At 61.7% G+C, this 20,057-nt stretch carries 15 protein-coding genes; all 15 read left to right on the top strand.

Annotated elements, in window-relative coordinates; all coding sequences use genetic code 11:
* Positions 1-152 precede the first annotated feature (152 nt).
* The 15 genes from hutU to mdoH all read left to right on the top strand — a co-directional run bounded on the left by hutU (position 153) and on the right by mdoH (position 20,012).
* Positions 153-1,841, top strand: a complete 1,689-nt coding sequence (hutU, locus tag AC0J41_RS00005) for a urocanate hydratase (protein WP_473014224.1) — start codon at positions 153-155, stop codon at positions 1,839-1,841.
* Positions 1,842-2,016: 175 nt separating this feature from the next.
* The gene (locus tag AC0J41_RS00010; RefSeq protein ID WP_473014225.1) at positions 2,017-3,489 is read left to right on the top strand and encodes a purine-cytosine permease family protein; all 1,473 of its coding nucleotides are present in this window, start codon (positions 2,017-2,019) and stop codon (positions 3,487-3,489) included.
* 69 nt (positions 3,490-3,558) lie between these two features.
* Positions 3,559-4,527, top strand: a complete 969-nt coding sequence (locus AC0J41_RS00015) for an ABC transporter substrate-binding protein (RefSeq protein ID WP_473014226.1) — start codon at positions 3,559-3,561, stop codon at positions 4,525-4,527.
* 70 nt (positions 4,528-4,597) lie between these two features.
* Entirely contained in the window at positions 4,598-5,449 is an 852-nt protein-coding gene (locus AC0J41_RS00020; RefSeq protein ID WP_027611284.1) for an ABC transporter permease, read from the top strand.
* Entirely contained in the window at positions 5,446-6,276 is an 831-nt protein-coding gene (locus tag AC0J41_RS00025) for a quaternary amine ABC transporter ATP-binding protein (RefSeq protein ID WP_473014227.1), read from the top strand. Before AC0J41_RS00020 ends, AC0J41_RS00025 begins: the two co-directional genes overlap by 4 nt.
* A 163-nt stretch (positions 6,277-6,439) precedes the next feature.
* Positions 6,440-7,963 carry a histidine ammonia-lyase gene (hutH, locus tag AC0J41_RS00030; RefSeq protein ID WP_473014228.1) on the top strand — a complete coding sequence of 508 codons (1,524 nt, stop codon included), beginning with the start codon at positions 6,440-6,442 and terminating at the stop codon, positions 7,961-7,963.
* A 116-nt stretch (positions 7,964-8,079) separates the two neighbouring features.
* Entirely contained in the window at positions 8,080-9,612 is a 1,533-nt protein-coding gene (gene hutH, locus AC0J41_RS00035; protein WP_473014229.1) for a histidine ammonia-lyase, read from the top strand.
* Between the two features lie 100 nt (positions 9,613-9,712).
* A complete protein-coding gene (gene hutI, locus AC0J41_RS00040) occupies positions 9,713-10,918 on the top strand; it encodes an imidazolonepropionase (protein WP_025110301.1) in 1,206 nt (401 codons plus the stop codon).
* Between the two features lie 10 nt (positions 10,919-10,928).
* Entirely contained in the window at positions 10,929-11,732 is an 804-nt protein-coding gene (gene hutG / locus AC0J41_RS00045) for an N-formylglutamate deformylase (RefSeq protein ID WP_473014230.1), read from the top strand.
* A gap of 253 nt (positions 11,733-11,985) precedes the next feature.
* Positions 11,986-12,933 carry a choline ABC transporter substrate-binding protein gene (locus tag AC0J41_RS00050; protein WP_473014231.1) on the top strand — a complete coding sequence of 316 codons (948 nt, stop codon included), beginning with the start codon at positions 11,986-11,988 and terminating at the stop codon, positions 12,931-12,933.
* Positions 12,933-13,850, top strand: coding sequence for an alpha/beta hydrolase (locus AC0J41_RS00055; RefSeq protein WP_473016043.1), 918 nt, complete (start codon positions 12,933-12,935; stop codon positions 13,848-13,850). Before AC0J41_RS00050 ends, AC0J41_RS00055 begins: the two co-directional genes overlap by 1 nt.
* A gap of 104 nt (positions 13,851-13,954) precedes the next feature.
* Positions 13,955-14,926, top strand: a complete 972-nt coding sequence (gene pip / locus AC0J41_RS00060; RefSeq protein WP_473014232.1) for a prolyl aminopeptidase — start codon at positions 13,955-13,957, stop codon at positions 14,924-14,926.
* Positions 14,923-15,360, top strand: coding sequence for a D-aminoacyl-tRNA deacylase (gene dtd / locus AC0J41_RS00065; RefSeq protein WP_102358787.1), 438 nt, complete (start codon positions 14,923-14,925; stop codon positions 15,358-15,360). The genes pip and dtd overlap by 4 nt, the downstream gene beginning before the upstream one ends.
* A gap of 307 nt (positions 15,361-15,667) precedes the next feature.
* Positions 15,668-17,449: a glucan biosynthesis protein G gene (locus AC0J41_RS00070; RefSeq protein ID WP_177327326.1), complete on the top strand. Its 1,782-nt coding sequence runs from the start codon at positions 15,668-15,670 to the stop codon at positions 17,447-17,449.
* Complete coding sequence (gene mdoH / locus AC0J41_RS00075) at positions 17,442-20,012, top strand: glucans biosynthesis glucosyltransferase MdoH (RefSeq protein ID WP_025110294.1); 2,571 nt, start codon at positions 17,442-17,444, stop codon at positions 20,010-20,012. The genes AC0J41_RS00070 and mdoH overlap by 8 nt, the downstream gene beginning before the upstream one ends.
* The last annotated feature ends 45 nt before the right edge of the window (positions 20,013-20,057 follow it).

Here is a 20,057-nt window from a genome sequence, read left to right on the forward strand (position 1 = left end):
GCATATGCTTGTATGTACAAGTAAAGACGTATGCGTATGAGTCGTTAGAGGTTCTCCGCAGCGTCCCTGATTCGCTTGTCGCGCATTGAAGTGCACAAGCCGCTTGCCCACCGCCAGGGTTGGTTTGAATTGATCGCTGAGGAGTCTTTTTCGTGACTGACAATACCCAGAAACCTACGAAGTATCGTGACGTCGAAATTCGTGCATCGCGCGGCAACACGCTGACCGCCAAGAGCTGGCTGACCGAAGCCCCGCTGCGCATGCTGATGAACAACCTCGACCCGGAAGTGGCCGAGAACCCGAAAGAGCTGGTGGTCTACGGTGGTATCGGTCGCGCGGCGCGCAACTGGGAGTGCTACGACAAGATCGTCGAAAGCCTGACCCATCTGAACGACGACGAGACCCTGCTGGTGCAGTCCGGCAAGCCGGTCGGCGTGTTCAAGACCCACGCCAACGCCCCACGCGTGCTGATCGCCAACTCCAACCTGGTGCCGCACTGGGCGAGTTGGGAACACTTCAACGAACTCGACGCCAAAGGCCTGGCCATGTACGGCCAGATGACCGCCGGCAGCTGGATCTACATCGGCAGCCAGGGCATCGTCCAGGGCACCTACGAAACCTTCGTTGAAGCCGGTCGCCAGCACTACAACGACAACCTCACCGGCAAATGGGTGCTGACTGCCGGCCTCGGCGGCATGGGCGGCGCCCAGCCACTGGCTGCAACATTGGCCGGTGCCTGCTCGCTGAACATCGAATGCCAGCAGGTGAGCATCGATTTCCGCCTGAAAAGCCGCTACGTCGACGAGCAGGCCAAAGACCTCGACGACGCCCTGGCGCGCATCGCCAAATACACCCAAGAAGGCAAGGCGATCTCCATCGCGCTGCTGGGCAACGCTGCTGAAATCCTGCCGGAACTGGTCAAGCGCGGCGTGCGTCCGGACATGGTCACCGACCAGACCAGCGCCCACGACCCACTCAACGGCTACCTGCCGGCGGGCTGGACCTGGGACGAATACCGCGCCCGCGCCAAGACCGAACCGGCCGCCGTGATCAAAGCCGCCAAGCAGTCGATGGCGGTGCACGTCAAAGCCATGCTGGCGTTCCAGAAACAAGGCATCCCGACCTTCGACTACGGCAACAACATCCGTCAGATGGCCCAGGAAGAGGGCGTCGAGAACGCTTTCGACTTCCCGGGTTTCGTCCCGGCCTACATCCGTCCGCTGTTCTGCCGTGGCATCGGCCCGTTCCGCTGGGCGGCGCTGTCGGGTGATCCGCAGGACATCTACAAGACCGACGCCAAGGTCAAGGAACTGATCCCGGACGACGCCCACCTGCACAACTGGCTGGACATGGCCCGCGAGCGCATCAGCTTCCAGGGTTTGCCGGCACGTATCTGCTGGGTCGGCCTGGGCCTGCGCGCCAAGCTCGGTCTGGCGTTCAACGAAATGGTCCGTAGCGGCGAGCTGTCGGCGCCGATCGTGATCGGTCGCGACCACCTCGACTCCGGCTCGGTCTCCAGCCCGAACCGCGAAACCGAATCGATGCAGGACGGCTCCGATGCCGTCTCCGACTGGCCACTGCTCAACGCCCTGCTGAACACCGCGAGCGGCGCGACCTGGGTCTCGCTGCACCACGGCGGTGGCGTGGGCATGGGTTTCTCCCAGCACTCGGGCATGGTGATCGTCTGCGACGGTACTGACGAAGCGGCCGAGCGTATTGCGCGCGTGCTGCACAACGACCCGGCCACTGGCGTCATGCGCCACGCCGACGCCGGTTACCAGATCGCCATCGACTGCGCCAGGGAGCAGGGCCTGAACCTGCCAATGATTACCGGTAAATAAACGTAAAAGTCGTGGGAATTGCTGTTGGTGGGAGTGGGCTTGCTCACGAATGCGTTGGATCAGTCAGCACATGTTTTGAATGTGTCGACCCCTTCGCGAGCAAGCCCGCTCCCACCAACAGCAGCCCGCGCAAGACGCTCAGTGAACTCGAATAACAATCCACAGAGGTTGAATCATGGCTGTTAACCCCGATCGTGCAGGCAACAAACCGTTGATCGAAAGGCGTTCGATCGACTACATCCCGGAAGCGGAAAGACACGGTCGTCTATTCAGTCAGTTCACCCTGTGGATGGGTGCCAACCTGCAAATCACCGCGATTGTCACCGGGGCTTTGGCCGTGGTGCTGGGCGGTGATGTGTTCTGGTCGTTGATCGGTTTGTTGATCGGTCAACTGCTGGGCGGCGGCGTCATGGCGCTGCACGCGGCGCAAGGGCCGAAGCTGGGCCTGCCGCAGATGATCTCCAGCCGCGTGCAGTTCGGGGTTTATGGTGCAGCGATACCGATCGTACTGGTGTGCCTGATGTACCTCGGTTTCACCGCGACCGGTACGGTGTTGTCGGGTCAGGCGCTGGGCCAGTTGTTCGGCGTCAGCGACACTGTCGGCATCCTTCTTTTCGCCAGTGTCATCGTGGTGGTCACGGTGCTCGGTTACCGGGTGATCCATTGGATTGGCCGCGTTGCCAGCGTCATCGGCGTGATCGCTTTCGTTTACCTGTTCAGTCGTCTGCTGAGCCAGGTTGACGTTGGCGCGCTGTTGCAGATCCGCCACTTCAGCTGGAGCAGCTTCTTGCTGGCCGTGTCGCTCGCAGCGTCCTGGCAGATCGCCTTTGGCCCGTATGTGGCTGACTATTCGCGCTACCTGCCAAGCAAGATTTCCTCGGTGAAAACCTTCTTCGCCGCTGGCGCAGGCTCGGTCATCGGTGCCCAGGTGGCGATGGTTCTCGGCGTGTTCGCGGCGGCTTCGGCCAACGGCCAGTTCGCCGGGCATGAAGTGGCTTACATCGTAGGACTGGGCGGCACCGGTGCCACCGCGGCGCTGCTGTACTTCAGCATCGCGTTCGGCAAGGTGACCATCTCGACGCTGAACTCCTACGGCAGCTTCATGTGCATCGCCACCATCATCAGCGGTTTTCGTGGCCACCTGACGGTCTCGCGCATGCAGCGCCTGGTGTTCGTACTGGGGATCGTCAGTGCGGCGACCCTGATCGCGTTGCTCGGCCAGCACTCGTTCCTCGGTGCGTTCAAGTCTTTCATCCTGTTCCTGCTGGCGTTCTTCACGCCGTGGAGCGCGATCAACCTGGTGGACTACTACTGCATCACCCGTGAGCGCTATGACGTACCGGCGCTGGCCGACCCGAACGGTCGTTATGGCCGCTGGAACCTGCTCGGGATCAGCGTCTATGTGTTCGGCGTGCTGGTGCAGCTGCCGTTCATCTCCACCAAGTTCTATACCGGCCCGCTCGTAGCGGCCCTCGGTGACGTGGACATCTCCTGGATCATCGGTCTGGTGCTGCCTGCCGCCCTGTATTACGTGTGCGCAAAAAAATGGCACGGCTCGGTGCCCGATCAACTGATTCTGCCGGTCGAGCAGAACAGCGTTGTACAACCTAAAGCAAGTGGGGCCGGTCGCGCTGCGGCGCAGGCCTGATTGGACGTGGACAGGGCTGGATGCCTCTTGACTGCCGTAAGCCAACTCATGATTAGGAGCGTCACAACAATGAAATCGAACAAGACCCTGCTGACCACACTGCTGTCCATGGGCCTGTTGGCCAGTGCCGGTGCGACGCAAGCCGCCGGCTGGTGCGAATCGGGCAAACCGGTGAAATTCGCCGGGCTGAACTGGGAAAGCGCCATGCTGCTGACCGACGTGCTGCAAGTGGTGCTGGAGAAAGGTTACGACTGCAAGACCGACAGCCTGCCGGGCAACTCCATCACCATGGAGAACGCCCTGAGCAGCAACGATATTCAAGTGTTCGCCGAAGAATGGGTCGGCCGCAGCGAGGTCTGGAACAAGGCCGAGAAGGCCGGCAAGGTCGTCGGTGTCGGTGCGCCGATCGTCGGCGCGGTCGAAGGCTGGTACGTGCCGCGCTACGTGATCGAAGGCGACGCCAAGCGCAAGCTTGAGCCGAAAGCGCCAGAGCTGAAAAACATTGCCGACCTGGGCAAATACGCGGCCATTTTCAAAGACGCTGAAGAGCCGTCCAAGGGCCGTTTCTACAACTGCCCGGCCGGCTGGACCTGTGAGCTGGACAACAGCGAAATGCTCAAAAGCTACGGTCTGGAAAACACCTACACCAACTTCCGCCCGGGCACCGGCCCTGCGCTGGATGCGGCGGTACTGTCGAGCTACAAGCGTGGTGAGCCGATCCTGTTCTACTACTGGTCGCCAACCCCGCTGATGGGCCAGATCGACGCGGTCAAACTCGAAGAGAAACCAGGCGTCGACAAGACCGTGAGCATCAAGGTCGGCCTGTCGAAAACTTTCCACGAGCAAGCCCCGGAGCTGGTGGCCGTGCTGGAGAAGGTCAACCTGCCGATCGACCTGCTGAACCAGAACCTGGGACGCATGGCGAAGGAACGTATCGAGTCGCCAAAACTGGCGAAAATCTTCCTCAAGGAACATCCTGAAGTCTGGCACGCATGGGTGAGCGACGACGCAGCCAAGAAAATCGACGCGGCCTTGTAGGTTGAGCTTCTCCGGCTGTCGGCAACGGCAGCCGGGTGCTTGATCGCAACCCCTTGATTGAGAGTCTCTTATGTTTCCCGAAAGCTTTACCTTTTCCATCGCCGACTGGGTCAACGGTTGGGTCGATTCGCTGGTCACCAACTACGGTGATGTGTTCCGCCACATCTCGGACACCCTGCTATGGGCCATCGTCAACCTCGAAGGCCTGCTGCGTGCAGCGCCGTGGTGGTTGATGCTGGCGATCGTCGGCGTCGTGGCCTGGCACGCCACGCGCAAAGTGCTGACCACCGCCGTTATCGTCGGTCTGCTGTTCCTCGTGGGTGCTGTCGGCCTGTGGGACAAGCTCATGCAGACCCTGGCGCTGATGATGGTCGCGACGATCATTTCGGTGCTGATCGGCATTCCGCTGGGGATTCTCTCGGCACGCAGCAATCGCCTGCGTTCGGTGCTGATGCCGCTGCTCGACATCATGCAGACCATGCCCAGCTTCGTGTACCTGATTCCGGTGCTGATGCTGTTCGGCCTGGGCAAGGTCCCGGCGATTTTCGCCACCGTCATTTACGCCGCGCCACCGCTGATTCGCCTGACCGATCTGGGTATTCGCCAGGTCGACGGCGAAGTCATGGAAGCGATCAACGCGTTCGGTGCCAACCGCTGGCAGCAACTGTTCGGCGTGCAACTGCCGCTGGCGCTGCCAAGCATCATGGCTGGGATCAACCAGACCACCATGATGGCCCTGTCGATGGTGGTGATCGCCTCGATGATCGGCGCCCGCGGTCTGGGTGAAGATGTGCTGGTGGGGATTCAGACCCTCAACGTCGGACGCGGTCTCGAGGCCGGTCTGGCGATCGTGATTCTCGCAGTGGTCATCGACCGCATTACTCAGGCGTACGGTCGGCCACGGCATGAGGTGAGCAAATGAGCAACGCAACCGTGAGCAAGATCGAAGTCAAAAACGTCTTCAAGATTTTCGGCAACCGCGCCAAGGACGCACTGGCGATGGTCGGCCAGGGCAAGACCAAGGATCAGGTGCTGAACGAGACCGGTTGCGTGGTCGGGGTCAACGACCTGTCGCTGAGCATCGGTACCGGTGAGATCTTCGTGATCATGGGCCTGTCCGGCTCCGGCAAATCGACCCTTGTGCGTCACTTCAACCGTCTGATCGACCCGACCAGTGGCGCAATCCTGGTCGACGGCGTGGACATCCTGCAATACGACATGGAGGCCCTGCGCGAATTTCGCCGGCACAAGATCAGCATGGTGTTCCAGAGCTTCGGCCTGCTGCCGCACAAAACCGTGCAGGAGAACGTCGCCTACGGCCTGAAAGTGCGCGGCGAGAGCAAGCAGATGTGCTCGGAACGCGCGCTGCACTGGATCAACACCGTGGGCCTCAAGGGCTACGAAAACAAATACCCGCATCAGCTCTCCGGCGGCATGCGTCAGCGTGTGGGCCTGGCCCGGGCACTGGCGGCAGACACCGACATCATCCTGATGGACGAAGCGTTCAGTGCACTCGACCCGCTGATCCGCGCCGAGATGCAGGACCAGTTGCTGGAGCTGCAAAAGACCCTGCACAAGACCATCGTCTTCATCACCCACGACCTCGACGAGGCCGTGCGCATCGGCAACCGCATCGCGATCCTCAAGGACGGCCGTCTGATTCAGGTCGGCACGCCGCGCGAGATCCTGCATTCGCCGGCGGATGAGTATGTCGACCGATTCGTGCAGCGGCGGGCGGCGGTGGTTTAAGAGATTCGCGGCGTTTGTGCCGACCTTTTCGCGAGCAAGCCTGCTCCCACATTGGATAGTTGGTGTATTTAAAATTTGTGTTCGGCACAGATCCAATGTGGGAGCGGACTTGCTCGCGAAGGCGTCGGCAGAGCTGCATCAATATTCGGGTAAGAGGTCAATGATGTCCCAGGCTGAAAAAATCGTTATCGCCGACGCCCCGATGCGTTGGCAGGATGTGGTCGCGGTAGCCCGTCACGGCGCGCAGCTCGAGCTGTCGGCCCAGACCTGGGCGCGCATCGAAAACGCTCAGGGCATCGTCCAGCGCATCGTCGAAAGCGGCGAGCGTGCTTATGGCGTCAACACCGGTCTGGGTGGTCTGTCCAACGTCTCGCTCAAAGACGAACAACTCAGCCAGTTGTCGCGCAACACCTTGCTCAGCCACGCCTGCGGCGTCGGCCCGGTGCTGCCCGATGAGCAGACCCGCGCGATCATCTGCGCCGCGATCCACAACTACAGCCACGGCAAATCCGGCATTCATCGCCGCGTGGTCGAAGGGCTGCTGGCGTTGCTCAATCGCGGCATCACCCCGCAGGTTCCGTCGCAGGGTTCGGTGGGTTACCTGACCCACATGGCGCACATCGGCATCGCGTTGCTGGGTGTGGGTAATGTCAGCTATCGCGGACAAATCACCTCGGCGCAACAGGCGCTGGCCGAAGCGGGTCTGCAACCGGTGCAACTCGGTGCGAAAGATGGTTTGTGCCTGGTCAACGGCACACCGTGCATGACCGGCCTCAGCTGTCTGGCGATTGCCGATGCGACGCGGCTGGTGCAATGGGCCGATGTGATCGGCGCGATGAGCTTCGAAGCCCAGCGCGGCCAGATCGCCGCATTCGACGCCGAGATCATCGCGCTCAAGCCGCACCCGGGCATGCAACAGGTCGGTATCAATCTGCGCGCATTGCTTGATGGCAGTGAAGTGATCGCGGCGAGCAAAGGCATTCGCACTCAGGATGCGCTGAGCATCCGCTCGATCCCGCAGGTGCATGGCGCCGCGCGCGATCAACTGGATCACGCGATCAAGCAGGTCGAAGCCGAACTTAACGGCTGCACCGACAACCCGTTGCTGCTGGGCACACCAGATAGCTTCCGGGTGATGTCGCAAGCCAACCCGCACGGCCAATCCGTGGCGATGGCAGCGGACGTGCTGGCGATTGCCATGGCCGAAATCGGCTCGATCGCCGAGCGTCGCCTTGATCGTCTGGTGAATCCGCATGTCAGCGGTCTGCCAGCTTTTCTGGTGGCCAACCCGGGGGTGAACTCGGGGATGATGATCGTGCAATACGTCGCCGCCTCGCTGTGTGCGGAAAACCGCCAGCTGGCGCAACCAGCCGTGCTCGACAACTACGTCACCTCGGGCCTGCAGGAAGACCACCTGAGCATGGGCACCAGCGCCGCGCTGAAGCTGCACCGTGCCCTGGAAAACTGCACGCAGATCCTCGCCATCGAGTACCTGCTGGCGGCGCAGGCCTTTGAATTCCTCAAGGAGCAGCGCTTTGGCGCGGGCACTGACCGGGCGTGGCGACTGCTGCGCGAAACCGTCCCGGCTTACGATCAGGATCGCTGGCTGGCGCCGGATATCGCCGCCGCCGCGAGCGTCTTGAAAGACTCGAATTCGCTGCACAACGTGTTACCGAATCTGCACTGACAATACCCATACCAGCGTGCCAAGGCGCGGATCGTCCACAAGACGAGAAGCGACGGATAACGGAATGCTCCGGAGCGACTGGTAGTTAATAACAATGCCTAAACAGGAGCATTTTAATGACTGCGCTGAACCTGATTCCCGGCCAACTGAGCCTGGCGCAACTGCGTGACGTCTACCAGCACCCGGTCAAGTTGACCCTCGACAACAGCGCCTCGGCGCAGATCGAAGCCAGCGTCGCCTGCGTCGAACAAATTCTCGCCGAGAACCGCACCGCCTACGGCATCAACACCGGTTTCGGCCTGCTGGCCTCGACCCGCATCGCCAGTGAAGACCTGGAAAACCTCCAGCGTTCGCTGGTGCTGTCCCACGCTGCCGGCGTCGGCCAGCCGATCAGCGATGAGCTGGTGCGCCTGATCATGGTGCTCAAGGTCAACAGCCTCAGCCGTGGTTTCTCCGGCATTCGTCGCGTGGTGATCGACGCGCTGATCGCCCTGATCAATGCCGAGGTTTACCCGCACATTCCGCTGAAAGGTTCGGTCGGCGCATCCGGTGACTTGGCACCGCTGGCGCACATGTCGCTGGTGCTGCTGGGCGAAGGCAAGGCGCGTTACAAGGGCGAGTGGATGGAAGCGACCGAAGCGCTGAAAGTCGCCGGTCTGACCCCGCTGACCCTCGCGGCGAAGGAAGGTCTGGCGCTGCTCAACGGCACGCAGGTGTCCACCGCATTCGCGCTGCGCGGTCTGTTCGAAGGTGAAGATCTGTTTGCCGGCGCGCTGGCGCTGGGCGGCCTGACCGTTGAAGCCGTTTTGGGCTCGCGCTCGCCGTTCGATGCGCGCATCCACGCCGCCCGTGGTCAGAAAGGCCAGATCGACACCGCTGCTGCCTATCGCGATCTGCTGGGTGAGCGCAGCGAAGTCTCCGATTCGCACCAGAACTGCGAAAAGGTCCAGGACCCGTACTCGCTGCGCTGCCAGCCGCAAGTCATGGGCGCCTGCCTGACCCAGTTCCGTCAGGCTGCCGAAGTGCTGGTGGTCGAAGCCAACGCCGTGTCGGATAACCCATTGGTATTCGCCGCTGAAGGCGATGTGATTTCCGGCGGCAACTTCCACGCCGAACCAGTGGCCATGGCCGCTGACAACATGGCGCTGGCCATCGCTGAAATCGGTTCCCTGAGCGAACGTCGTATCTCGCTGATGATGGACAAGCACATGTCGCAACTGCCGCCGTTCCTGGTGGCCAATGGCGGCGTGAACTCCGGTTTCATGATTGCCCAGGTGACCGCGGCGGCACTGGCCAGCGAGAACAAGGCACTGTCCCATCCGCATTCGGTGGACAGCCTGCCGACCTCGGCCAACCAGGAAGACCACGTGTCGATGGCCCCGGCGGCCGGCAAGCGGCTGTGGGAAATGGCCGAAAACACCCGCGGGATTCTCGCGGTGGAATGGCTGGCGGCGGCGCAAGGTCTGGACCTGCGCAACGGCCTGAAGACTTCGACCAAACTGGAACAGGCCCGGGCGATTCTGCGTCGCGAAGTGCCGTTCTACGAGAAGGACCGCTTCTTTGCCCCGGACATCAATGCGGCGACCGAGCTGCTGGCTTCGCGGTGTCTGAACGAGCTGGTTCCAGGCAAGCTTTTGCCTAGCCTGTGATGGCCTCTTCGCGAGCAAGCCTGCTCCCACAGTAGGAATGTGTACCTCTGTGGGAACGAGCCTGCTCGCGAATCGATTTTGAACAAGACGAGGACTTGGGATGAAAACCCTCTGGCAACACTGCCACGTCGCAACCATGGCGCAGGGCGTCTACTCGATCATCGAGGATGCGGCCATCGTGACGTCCGGTGCACACATCGAGTGGATCGGCCCGCGTAATCAATTGCCCTCCGGCGAATACCCGGCGGTCAACGACCTGCAAGGCGCGTGGGTCACCCCCGGCCTGATCGACTGCCACACCCACACGGTGTTTGGCGGCAACCGCAGCGGCGAATTCGAGAAACGTCTGCAAGGCGTCAGCTACGCCGAGATCGCCGCGCAGGGCGGCGGCATCGCCAGCACGGTACGCGCCACCCGTGAAGCGACTGAAGACGAGCTGTTCGCCAGCGCCGCCAAGCGCCTGAAAAGCCTGATGCGCGACGGCGTGACCACGGTCGAAATGAAGTCCGGCTACGGTCTGGACCTGGCCAGCGAACGCAAGATCCTGCGGGTCATTCGTCGCCTCGCCAATGAGCTGCCGATCAGCGTGCGCAGCACCTGTCTGGCCGCCCACGCGTTGCCGCCGGAATACAAGGATCGCGCTGACGCTTACATCGATCACATCTGCGCTGAAATGCTCCCGTCGCTGGCTGCCGAAGGGCTGGTCGATGCCGTGGATGCGTTCTGCGAATACCTGGCGTTCTCGCCGGAACAGGTCGAGCGGGTGTTCATCACCGCGCAAAAACTCGGTCTACCGGTGAAGCTGCACGCCGAGCAATTATCGTCACTGCATGGCTCCAGTCTTGCCGCGCGCTACAAGGCTTTGTCCGCCGATCATCTGGAGTTCATGGACGAAGACGACGCCATCGCCATGGCCAAATCCGACACCGTCGCCGTGCTGTTGCCGGGCGCGTTCTACTTCCTGCGCGAAACCCAGTTGCCGCCGATGGACGCCTTGCGCAAACACAAGGTGAAAATCGCCATCGCCAGCGACCTCAACCCCGGTACCTCACCGGCGCTGTCGTTGCGCCTGATGCTGAACATGGCCTGCACCTGTTTCCGCATGACTCCGGAAGAAGCCCTGGCCGGTGCAACCATTCATGCCGCGCAAGCGCTGGGCATGGCCGACACTCATGGCTCGCTGGAAGTCGGCAAGGTGGCGGATTTCGTCGCCTGGCACATCGATCGTCCGGCGGACCTGGCTTACTGGCTCGGTGGTGATCTGGACAAACGCGTCGTGCGTCACGGCGTTGAATCAAGTCTCTAGGAGGGCGGTTGTGGATAAGGTTCTGAGTTTTAAACAAGGTCGCGTGCCACTGCTGATCAGCATGCCGCATGCCGGCGTGCGCCTGACACCTGCGGTGGAGGCCGGGCTGATCCCGGACGCGAAAAGCCTGCCGGACACCGACTGGCACATACCGCAGCTCTACGATTTTGCCGAGGAACTGGGCGCCAGTACCCTGGCTGCCGAGTACTCGCGGTTCGTCATCGACCTGAACCGTCCGTCCGACGACAAGCCGTTGTACGTCGGCGCCACCACCGGCCTGTACCCGGCAACGCTGTTCGATGGCATTCCTCTGTTTCGCGAGGGACACGAGCCCTCGAAAGCAGAACGTGCGACCTATCTGGAACAGGTCTGGACGCCGTATCACCGCACCTTGCAGCAAGAGCTGGCGCGCTTGAAGGCTGAATTCGGTTACGCGCTGTTGTTCGACGCGCACTCGATTCGCTCGATCATCCCGCACCTGTTCGACGGCAAACTGCCGGACTTCAACCTCGGTACCTTCAACGGTGCCAGTTGCGATCCGCAGCTTGCGACGCAACTGGAAGCCATCTGTGCGCGCCACGGCAATTACAGCCACGTGCTCAACGGACGCTTCAAGGGCGGCCACATCACCCGCCATTACGGCAACCCGGCCGAGAACATCCACGCCGTGCAACTGGAGCTGGGCCAGTGCACCTACATGGAAGAGTTCGAACCGTTCCGCTACCGCGCCGATCTGGCGGAGCCGACGCGGGTGGTGTTGCAGGAGTTGTTGCAAGGGTTCCTCGCGTGGGGCAAATCCCGCTATACCGCCTGACCAATGGTGGCAGCGGGCTTGCTTGCGAAGGCGATGGGTCAGCCTCAAAGGGTGACTGACACGACCCCTTCGCGAGCAAGCCCGCTCCCACAAGGGCTTGGGTTTTCAAAGGTTCCGCGTTCCAACAGGGTCGCCGCTGTGCAAGTCCCGGTCGCCACAGTTCATCTTTCCCTCTCGTCGCCTGCGTAATGTTGCGGCCACGGTGCACAGACACCGACCTGACAATAATCCGCTGCCGCACGAGAACTCCCGAATGAAAAAACTCTTCACTCGTTGTGCGTTAATCCTCACCGGCAGCGCGCTGCTGAGCGCCGGCGTCATGGCCAATGACGACGCGTCCTGCAAAACCGTGCGCATGGGCGTGGTCAACTGGACCGATGTGATCGCCACCAGCGGCATGGCCGACGTGTTGCTCAATGGCCTCGGCTATGAGAGCAAGCAGACCAGCGCGGTGCAGCAGATCATCTTTGCCGGCATTCGCGACAAGCGCCTGGACATCTTCCTCGGCTACTGGAAACCGGCGATGGACAACAACATCGCGCCGTTCGTCGCTGCCAACCAAATCAAGGTCATGGGCAAGCCGAGCCTTTCGGATGCGCAGGCGACGCTGGCGGTGCCGGATTACGTGGCGGCGGCCGGGCTGAAAACCTTTGCCGACATCGCGAAGTTCAAGGATCAGCTCGGCGGCAAGATTTACGGCATCGAACCGGGCAGCGGTGCCAACACCACCATCAAAACCATGATCGAGACCAACCACTTCGGCTTGAAGGACTTCAAGATCATCGAGTCCGGCGAGGCCGGCATGCTCGCCGCCGTGCAGCGCGCGGTGAACCGCAAGGAGTTCGTGGTGTTCGTCGGCTGGACCCCGCACCCGATGAACATCAACATGAAAATCACCTACCTGACCGGCAGTGAAGACGTCTACGGCCCCAACGAAGGCGCCGCGACCGTGTCCACCGTCACCGCGCCGGATTACGCCCAGCGTTGCCCGAACGTGCATCGGCTGCTGGAAAACCTGACCTTCACTGCCGCCCAGGAAAGCCAGTTGATGGTGCCGATCATGGAGCGCAAGACCCCGCAGGAAGTGGCGAAGAACTGGCTGCGTGAACACCCCGAGGATCTGCAGCGCTGGCTGGCCGGGGTCAGCAGTTTCGAGGGCAAGGATGGCGCGGGCGCGGTTCAGGCCAGCCTGAAAAAATGATCAGTCGTTATCCGCTTTCTCCGGCGATGGCAGCCTTCGTCGCGAGAACTGAAGGCTACGTCAGTGATGACACTGGCCTTGCGGGACTGCGTCTCGCCTATGACGCCATGTGTCGGGCTTTCACGCCTGAGCGGCCGGCAGGGCTGGAGGTCGTCGACTTCCAGTTGAGCGGCGTACCCGTGCGTTCGTACCGTCCGCCGGTTACCCCACCGGCCAGCGGCTGGCCCTGCGTGCTGTACCTGCACGGCGGCGGTTGGGTGGTCGGTGGGCTCGACTCCCACGACTTCATCTGTTTCGAACTGGCCATGGCGTTGGGCGCGATGGTGGTGGCGGTGGATTATCGGCTGGCGCCGGAGCATTCATACCCGGCCGGGTTCGAGGATTGCCTGAGTGTCTGGCGGGCGTTGCGCAGCGGGCCGTTCTGGTTTGACCCGCAGAAACAGTTGGTGGCCGGCGACAGCGCCGGTGGCAATCTCGCCGCCGCGTTGTGCCTGGCGTTGCGTGATGCCGGCGAGTCGATGCCGGCGGCCCAAGTGCTGATCTACCCGGGGTTGGGTGGTGGCGATCACTTGCCGTCGCGCAGCGAGTGCGCCGATGCGCCCTTGCTCGGCAGCACTGACGTTGAGTACTACCGCGCGCTGTACCTGCGTGGCAGCCATCAGCCGGACGCTTATGCCATGCCGCTGCTCGCTGACGATTTCAGCGGCTTGCCACCGGCCTGGATCGCCGTGGCGCAATTCGATCCGCTGCGCGACGACGGCGTGCGCTACGTTGAGCATCTGTCCGCCGCCGGTACGGACGCCTCGCTTTATTACGGCGAAGGGCTGGTGCACGGTTGTTTGCGCGCGCGTGGCCAGGTCGCCGAGGTCGAGCGGCTCTACGAAAACCTGCTGAGGTTCATGGCTGACAAATTGTGACTGCGTACGGGCATGCTCATTGACGTAAATCGGGTTTATGATGCCGGACGGCAGAATAATAGAAGTCCCCCCAGGGATGACCTCGACCCCTTACGGAGCGCGCAATGCAGACATTGTTTCCGCAGATCAAACCCCATGCCCGGCACGATCTGGCTGTCGATGACACCCACACGCTGTACGTCGACGAAAGCGGTTCGCCGGAAGGCCTGCCGGTGGTGTTCATCCACGGTGGTCCCGGCGCCGGTTGCGACGCCCAGAGCCGTCGCTATTTCGACCCGAACCTGTATCGCATTGTCACCTTCGACCAGCGCGGCTGCGGACGCTCCACACCGCATGCCAGCCTGGAAAACAACACCACCTGGGATCTGGTCGCCGACCTTGAGCGCATCCGCAAGCAACTGGGCATCGACAAATGGGTGCTGTTCGGCGGCTCGTGGGGCTCGACCCTGGCGCTGGCTTATGCGCAAACCCACCCGGAGCGCGTGCACGGTCTGATCCTGCGCGGGATCTTTCTCTGCCGTCCGCAGGAAATCGAGTGGTTCTACCAGGCCGGTGCCAGCCGTCTGTTCCCCGATTACTGGCAGGACTACATTGCGCCGATCCCGCTGGATGAACGCGACGATCTGCTCAGCGCTTTCCACAAGCGCCTGGTGGGCAACGACCAGATCGCCCAGATGCACGCGGCCAAGGCCTGGTCGACATGGGAAGGGCGCACGGCAACGCTGCGCCCGAACCCGCTGGTGGTTGATCGCTTCTCCGAACCGCAGCGCGCACTGTCGATTGCGCGGATCGAATGTCACTACTTCACCAACAACGCGTTCCTGGAACCGAATCAACTGATCCGCGACATGGGCAAGATCGCCCATCTGCCAGGGGTGATCATTCATGGTCGCTACGACGTGATCTGTCCGCTGGACAATGCCTGGGAATTGCATCAAGCCTGGCCGAACAGCGAGCTGCAGGTGATCCGCGATGCCGGTCACGCCGCCTCCGAACCGGGTATCACCGATGCGCTGGTGCGTGCTGCGAGCAACATGGCCCGACGCCTGCTCGACCTGCCGCCCGAAGAAGCATGAAGGGGCTTTTACAGCGCGTGCGCGGAGCACGCGTCGAAGTCGCGGGAGAGATCGTCGGCGCGGTAGATCAAGGTTTGCTGGTGCTGGTGGCAGTCGAACCCGACGACACGCGTACCAGCGCCGACAAACTTCTGCATAAGCTGCTTAACTATCGGGTATTCAGTGACGCCGAGGGCAAGATGAATCTGTCCCTGGCGGATGTGGGCGGCGGGTTGCTGCTGGTCTCTCAGTTCACCCTGGCTGCCGACACCAAGAGCGGGTTGCGTCCGAGTTTCTCGAGCGCGGCCCCTCCGGCATTGGGCGAGGAATTGTTCGACTATCTATTAAGCAAAGCGAAACAGATGCATGGCACTGTGGCATCAGGTAGATTCGGCGCGGATATGCAGGTGCACCTGGTCAACGATGGCCCGGTAACCTTCCTGTTACAGACATGAAAGCGCTTGAAACATCTTTTCAAGGGCTTTTCGACTGAAAACAGGCGTTTTTCGCGATAAATACTTTGTTACCCCTGATGCGTTGTCACGCGGGCTACTAGATAATCGCGCGCTATGGGGATCAGCGTTCGTTGGTCCATTTTTGACTTAGGTAGAGACTTGTCTGGATCCGATTGGGGAATCATTTTGCCCCAGCGGAGTCGGAACAATGCTCGCCAACCTGGCATATAGATAGCTGGCCGTTGGTTTTTTGATCTGTTTTCGGCGAGGGTTGCTCGTGATTGTTAGTCCCTGTAATGCAGCAAAAATGTCTGCCAAACGCATGCGAAGTGCCCTGGTAGCGGGCTCGGCGCTCCTGTGCCTGCTTAGCGCCGGCCAGCTTTGGGCGTTCAATCTTGACGATGTATCGGCCAAGGCTAAAGAGCTGGCCGGGCAGAAGTTCGAAGCCCCGCGCAGCAACCTGCCGACAGAATTTCGTGAGATGAAATTCGCGGACTATCAGAAAATCCGCTTCCTCACCGAGAAGGCTGAGTGGGCTGATCAGAAGACCCCGTTCAAGCTGTCCTTCTATCACCAGGGTATGCACTTCGATACGCCGGTGAAAATCAACGAAATCACCGCGAACACCGTCGAAGAGATCAAATACGATCCGACCCGCTTTGATTTTGGCGACCTCAAGTTCGATCCGAAGGCCACTGAGCAACTCGGCTACGCCGGTTTCCGTGTGCTGTACCCGATCAACAAGGCCGACAAGCAAGACGAAATCATGACCATGCTCGGCGCGAGTTACTTCCGCGTTGTCGGCAAGGGCCACACCTACGGCCTCTCGGCGCGTGGTCTGGCGATTGATACTGCGCTGCCGTCGGGCGAAGAGTTCCCGCGTTTTCGCGAGTTCTGGATTCAACAGCCGAAGCCGGGTGACAAGCATCTGGTGATTTTCGCGCTGCTCGACTCGCCGCGGGCCACCGGTGCCTATCGTCTGATCCTGCGTCCGGGCAGCGACACCATTGTTGACGTCAAGGCGCAGGTGTTCCTGCGTGACAAGGTCGGCAAACTGGGCATCGCGCCGCTGACCAGCATGTTCCTGTTCGGCGCCAACCAGCCATCGAAAGTCCTCAACTACCGTCGTGAACTGCACGACTCCAGCGGTCTGTCGATCCATGCCGGCAACGGCGAGTGGATCTGGCGTCCGCTGAACAACCCGAAACACCTGGCCGTGAGCAACTTCAGCGTCGAGAACCCGCGTGGTTTTGGTCTGCTGCAACGTGGCCGCGACTTCAGCCACTACGAAGACCTCGACGACCGCTACGACAAGCGCCCAAGCGCCTGGATCGAGCCGAAGGGCGAGTGGGGCAAGGGCACTGTTGATCTGGTAGAGATTCCGACCGCCGACGAAACCAACGACAACATCGTTGCGTTCTGGAGCCCGGAAACCATGCCAGAGCCAGGCAAGCCTCTGGACTTCGCCTACCGCCTGCACTGGACCATGGACGAAGCGGCGATTCACGCGCCGGACAGCGCCTGGGTTTCGCAGACACTGCGTTCGACCGGTGACGTCAAGCAATCGAACCTGATCCGTCAGCCGGATGGCAGCGTTGCCTACCTGGTCGACTTCGAAGGTCCATCGCTGGCCGCTCTGACCCCGGACGCCGACGTGCGCAGCCAGGTCAGTGTTGGCGACAACGCCGAACTGGTTGAGAACAGTGTGCGCTACAACCCTGAAACCAAGGGCTGGCGTTTGACCCTGCGGATGAAAATCAAAGACGCGAGCAAGTCGACCGAGATGCGTGCCGCGCTGGTACAGCCAGTCGTGACCGCTGATCTGGCGAAATCGGTGCCGGCGTCCAATTCGTCCGTCGCCAAGGCCGACAAGGTCGCTGCCAAGCAACAAGAGAAACTCGACAAGGAAGCCAAGGCCGCCGAGGCCAAACAGGCTGACGCCAAGCCTGTAGCTGATGCCAAGGACAAGGCCAACAAAGACGCCAAGCAGCCAGCGGCTGCAGACGCGGCCCCAGCCACACCGGAATCGGCACCGACTGAAGAAGTCCTGACCGAGACCTGGAGCTATCAGTTGCCTGCCGATGAGTAACTCTCAAGTACAGCCAGAGACTCTGTCCGAGTATCTGGCGCATCTGCCGATGACCGACGAGCAGCGCGCGGAACTCGCGGGCTGCCAGTCCTTCAGCGAACTGCACCAGCGCTTGTCGTCGCCGACGTTCGACGCCCCTGCCGAAGCCGCTCAGGCTTCGGTGGGCAAGCGCCTGACCCTGAGCACCGCCGAAGAGCTGGAAGATGCGGAAATGCTGGTGCTCGACGCCAGCGGCCGGGTCGCGATGAAGGCGACGCCGCCGATCCGTCGGACCAAAGTCGTGCCGGAACCATGGCGCACCAACATTCTGGTGCGTGGCTGGCGTCGTCTGACCGGGCGCACCAACCCGCCACAGCCGCCAAAGGACGAGAACGTGTTGCCGGCCGCGCGCTGGCGCACCGTCGGTTCGATCCGTCGCTACATCCTGTTGCTGCTGATGCTGGGTCAGACCATCGTCGCCGGCTGGTACATGAAAGGCATCATGCCGTACCAGGGCTGGTCGTTCGTCGATCTGGAAGAAGTCCTGCACCAGCCGCTGCTGCAAACCGCCACGCAAGTGCTGCCCTATGCGCTGCAAACCAGCATCCTGATCCTGTTCGGGATTCTGTTCTGCTGGGTCTCGGCCGGTTTCTGGACGGCGCTGATGGGCTTCCTCGAGTTGCTCACCGGCCATGACAAATACCGTATCTCCGGCAAAAGCGCCGGCAACGAGCCGATTGCCAAAGACGCACGCACCGCCCTGGTGATGCCGATCTGCAACGAAGACGTACCGCGCGTGTTTGCCGGTCTGCGGGCGACGTTCGAGTCGGTCGCAGCCACGGGTGATCTGGATCGCTTTGACTTCTTCGTTCTCAGCGACAGTAACGACACCGATATCTGCGTTGCTGAGCAACAGGCCTGGCTGGATGTTTGCCGCGAAGCCAAAGGCTTCGGCAAGATCTTCTATCGCCGTCGTCGCCGTCGTGTGAAACGTAAAAGCGGCAACCTCGACGACTTCTGCCGTCGCTGGGGCGGTGACTACAAGTACATGGTCGTGCTCGACGCCGACTCGGTAATGAGTGGCGAGTGCCTGACCAGTCTGGTGCGCTTGATGGAAGCCACGCCGGACGCCGGGATCATCCAGACCGCGCCGCGTGCGTCGGGCATGGACACTCTCTATGCGCGCATGCAGCAGTTTGCGACCCGCGTTTATGGCCCGCTGTTTACCGCCGGTCTGCACTTCTGGCAGTTGGGTGAATCTCACTACTGGGGTCACAACGCGATCATCCGCATGAAGCCGTTTATCGACCACTGCGCCCTGGCGCCGTTGCCGGGTAAAGGTGCGTTCTCGGGTGCGATCCTGTCTCACGACTTTGTTGAAGCCGCGCTGATGCGCCGTGCCGGTTGGGGCGTGTGGATTGCCTACGACCTGCCGGGCAGCTACGAAGAACTGCCGCCGAACCTGCTCGACGAACTCAAGCGTGACCGTCGCTGGTGCCACGGCAACCTGATGAACTTCCGCCTGTTCCTGGTCAAAGGCATGCACCCGGTGCACCGCGCGGTGTTCCTGACCGGCGTGATGTCGTACCTGTCGGCGCCGCTGTGGTTCTTCTTCCTGGTGCTGTCGACCGCGCTGCTGGCGGTGAACACGTTGATGGAGCCGCAGTACTTCCTTGAACCGCGTCAGCTCTATCCGCTGTGGCCACAATGGCACCCGGACAAGGCGATCGCGCTGTTCTCGACGACCATCGTGCTGCTGTTCCTGCCGAAACTGTTGAGCATCATCCTGATCTGGGCCAAAGGCGCGAAAGAGTTCGGCGGCAAGTTCAAGGTGACCCTGTCGATGCTGCTGGAGATGCTGTTCTCCATGCTGCTGGCGCCGGTGCGGATGATTTTCCACACCCGTTTCGTGCTCGCCGCGTTCCTCGGCTGGGCCGCGACCTGGAACTCGCCGCAGCGTGACGACGACTCCACGCCATGGAGCGAGGCAGTCAAGCGCCATGGTCCGCAGACCCTGCTGGGCTTCTGCTGGGCGCTGCTGGTGATCTGGTTGAACCCGAGCTTCCTGTGGTGGCTGGTGCCGATCGTTGGTTCGCTGATGCTGTCGATCCCGGTCTCGGTGATTTCCAGCCGTGTCGGTCTGGGCCTCAAGTCCCGTGACGAGAGCCTGTTCCTCATCCCTGAGGAATACAATCCGCCGCAGGCATTGCTGGCGACCGACCAGTACACCCACGAGAACCGCTGGCACGCGCTGAACGACGGCTTCATTCGCGCCGTGGTCGATCCGCAGCAGAACGCTCTGGCGTGCTCGCTGGCGACGGCCCGTCACGGTCAGGCCGAACCGATCGAGTGGCTGCGTCAGGAGCGTGTACGCCACGCCTTGAAGGCGGGTCCGGCGGCGCTGAGCAACCATGATCGCCTGCAACTGCTGAGCGATCCGGTAGCCCTGGCGCGTCTGCACGAACTGGTCTGGGCCGAAGGTCACAACGAGTGGCTGGATGCCTGGCGTGCGTCGGTGAAAGCCGATCCGCATGCGCCGTTACTGCCGCTGCGGCCGGTGAGCATGCAGGCTCAGCCGGCCTGAAAGAGAAGCCCCGCCCTCCAGCGGGGCTTTTTTATTGTTAAACAA

This window comes from Pseudomonas sp. Arb-4-2C, assembly GCF_055755015.1.

Bases quoted from the DNA above. Each gene is read 5' to 3' on its own strand.
- AC0J41_RS00015 (WP_473014226.1), top strand. From the start codon at position 3,559: ATGAAATCGAACAAGACCCTGCTGACCACACTGCTGTCCATGGGCCTG.
- hutH (WP_473014229.1), top strand. From the start codon at position 8,080: ATGACTGCGCTGAACCTGATTCCCGGCCAACTGAGCCTGGCGCAACTG.
- dtd (WP_102358787.1), top strand. From the start codon at position 14,923: ATGAAGGGGCTTTTACAGCGCGTGCGCGGAGCACGCGTCGAAGTCGCG.
- pip (WP_473014232.1), top strand. From the start codon at position 13,955: ATGCAGACATTGTTTCCGCAGATCAAACCCCATGCCCGGCACGATCTG.
- AC0J41_RS00020 (WP_027611284.1), top strand. From the start codon at position 4,598: ATGTTTCCCGAAAGCTTTACCTTTTCCATCGCCGACTGGGTCAACGGT.
- hutI (WP_025110301.1), top strand. From the start codon at position 9,713: ATGAAAACCCTCTGGCAACACTGCCACGTCGCAACCATGGCGCAGGGC.
- hutH (WP_473014228.1), top strand. From the start codon at position 6,440: ATGTCCCAGGCTGAAAAAATCGTTATCGCCGACGCCCCGATGCGTTGG.
- AC0J41_RS00050 (WP_473014231.1), top strand. From the start codon at position 11,986: ATGAAAAAACTCTTCACTCGTTGTGCGTTAATCCTCACCGGCAGCGCG.
- mdoH (WP_025110294.1), top strand. From the start codon at position 17,442: ATGAGTAACTCTCAAGTACAGCCAGAGACTCTGTCCGAGTATCTGGCG.
- AC0J41_RS00025 (WP_473014227.1), top strand. From the start codon at position 5,446: ATGAGCAACGCAACCGTGAGCAAGATCGAAGTCAAAAACGTCTTCAAG.
- AC0J41_RS00070 (WP_177327326.1), top strand. From the start codon at position 15,668: ATGTCTGCCAAACGCATGCGAAGTGCCCTGGTAGCGGGCTCGGCGCTC.
- AC0J41_RS00010 (WP_473014225.1), top strand. From the start codon at position 2,017: ATGGCTGTTAACCCCGATCGTGCAGGCAACAAACCGTTGATCGAAAGG.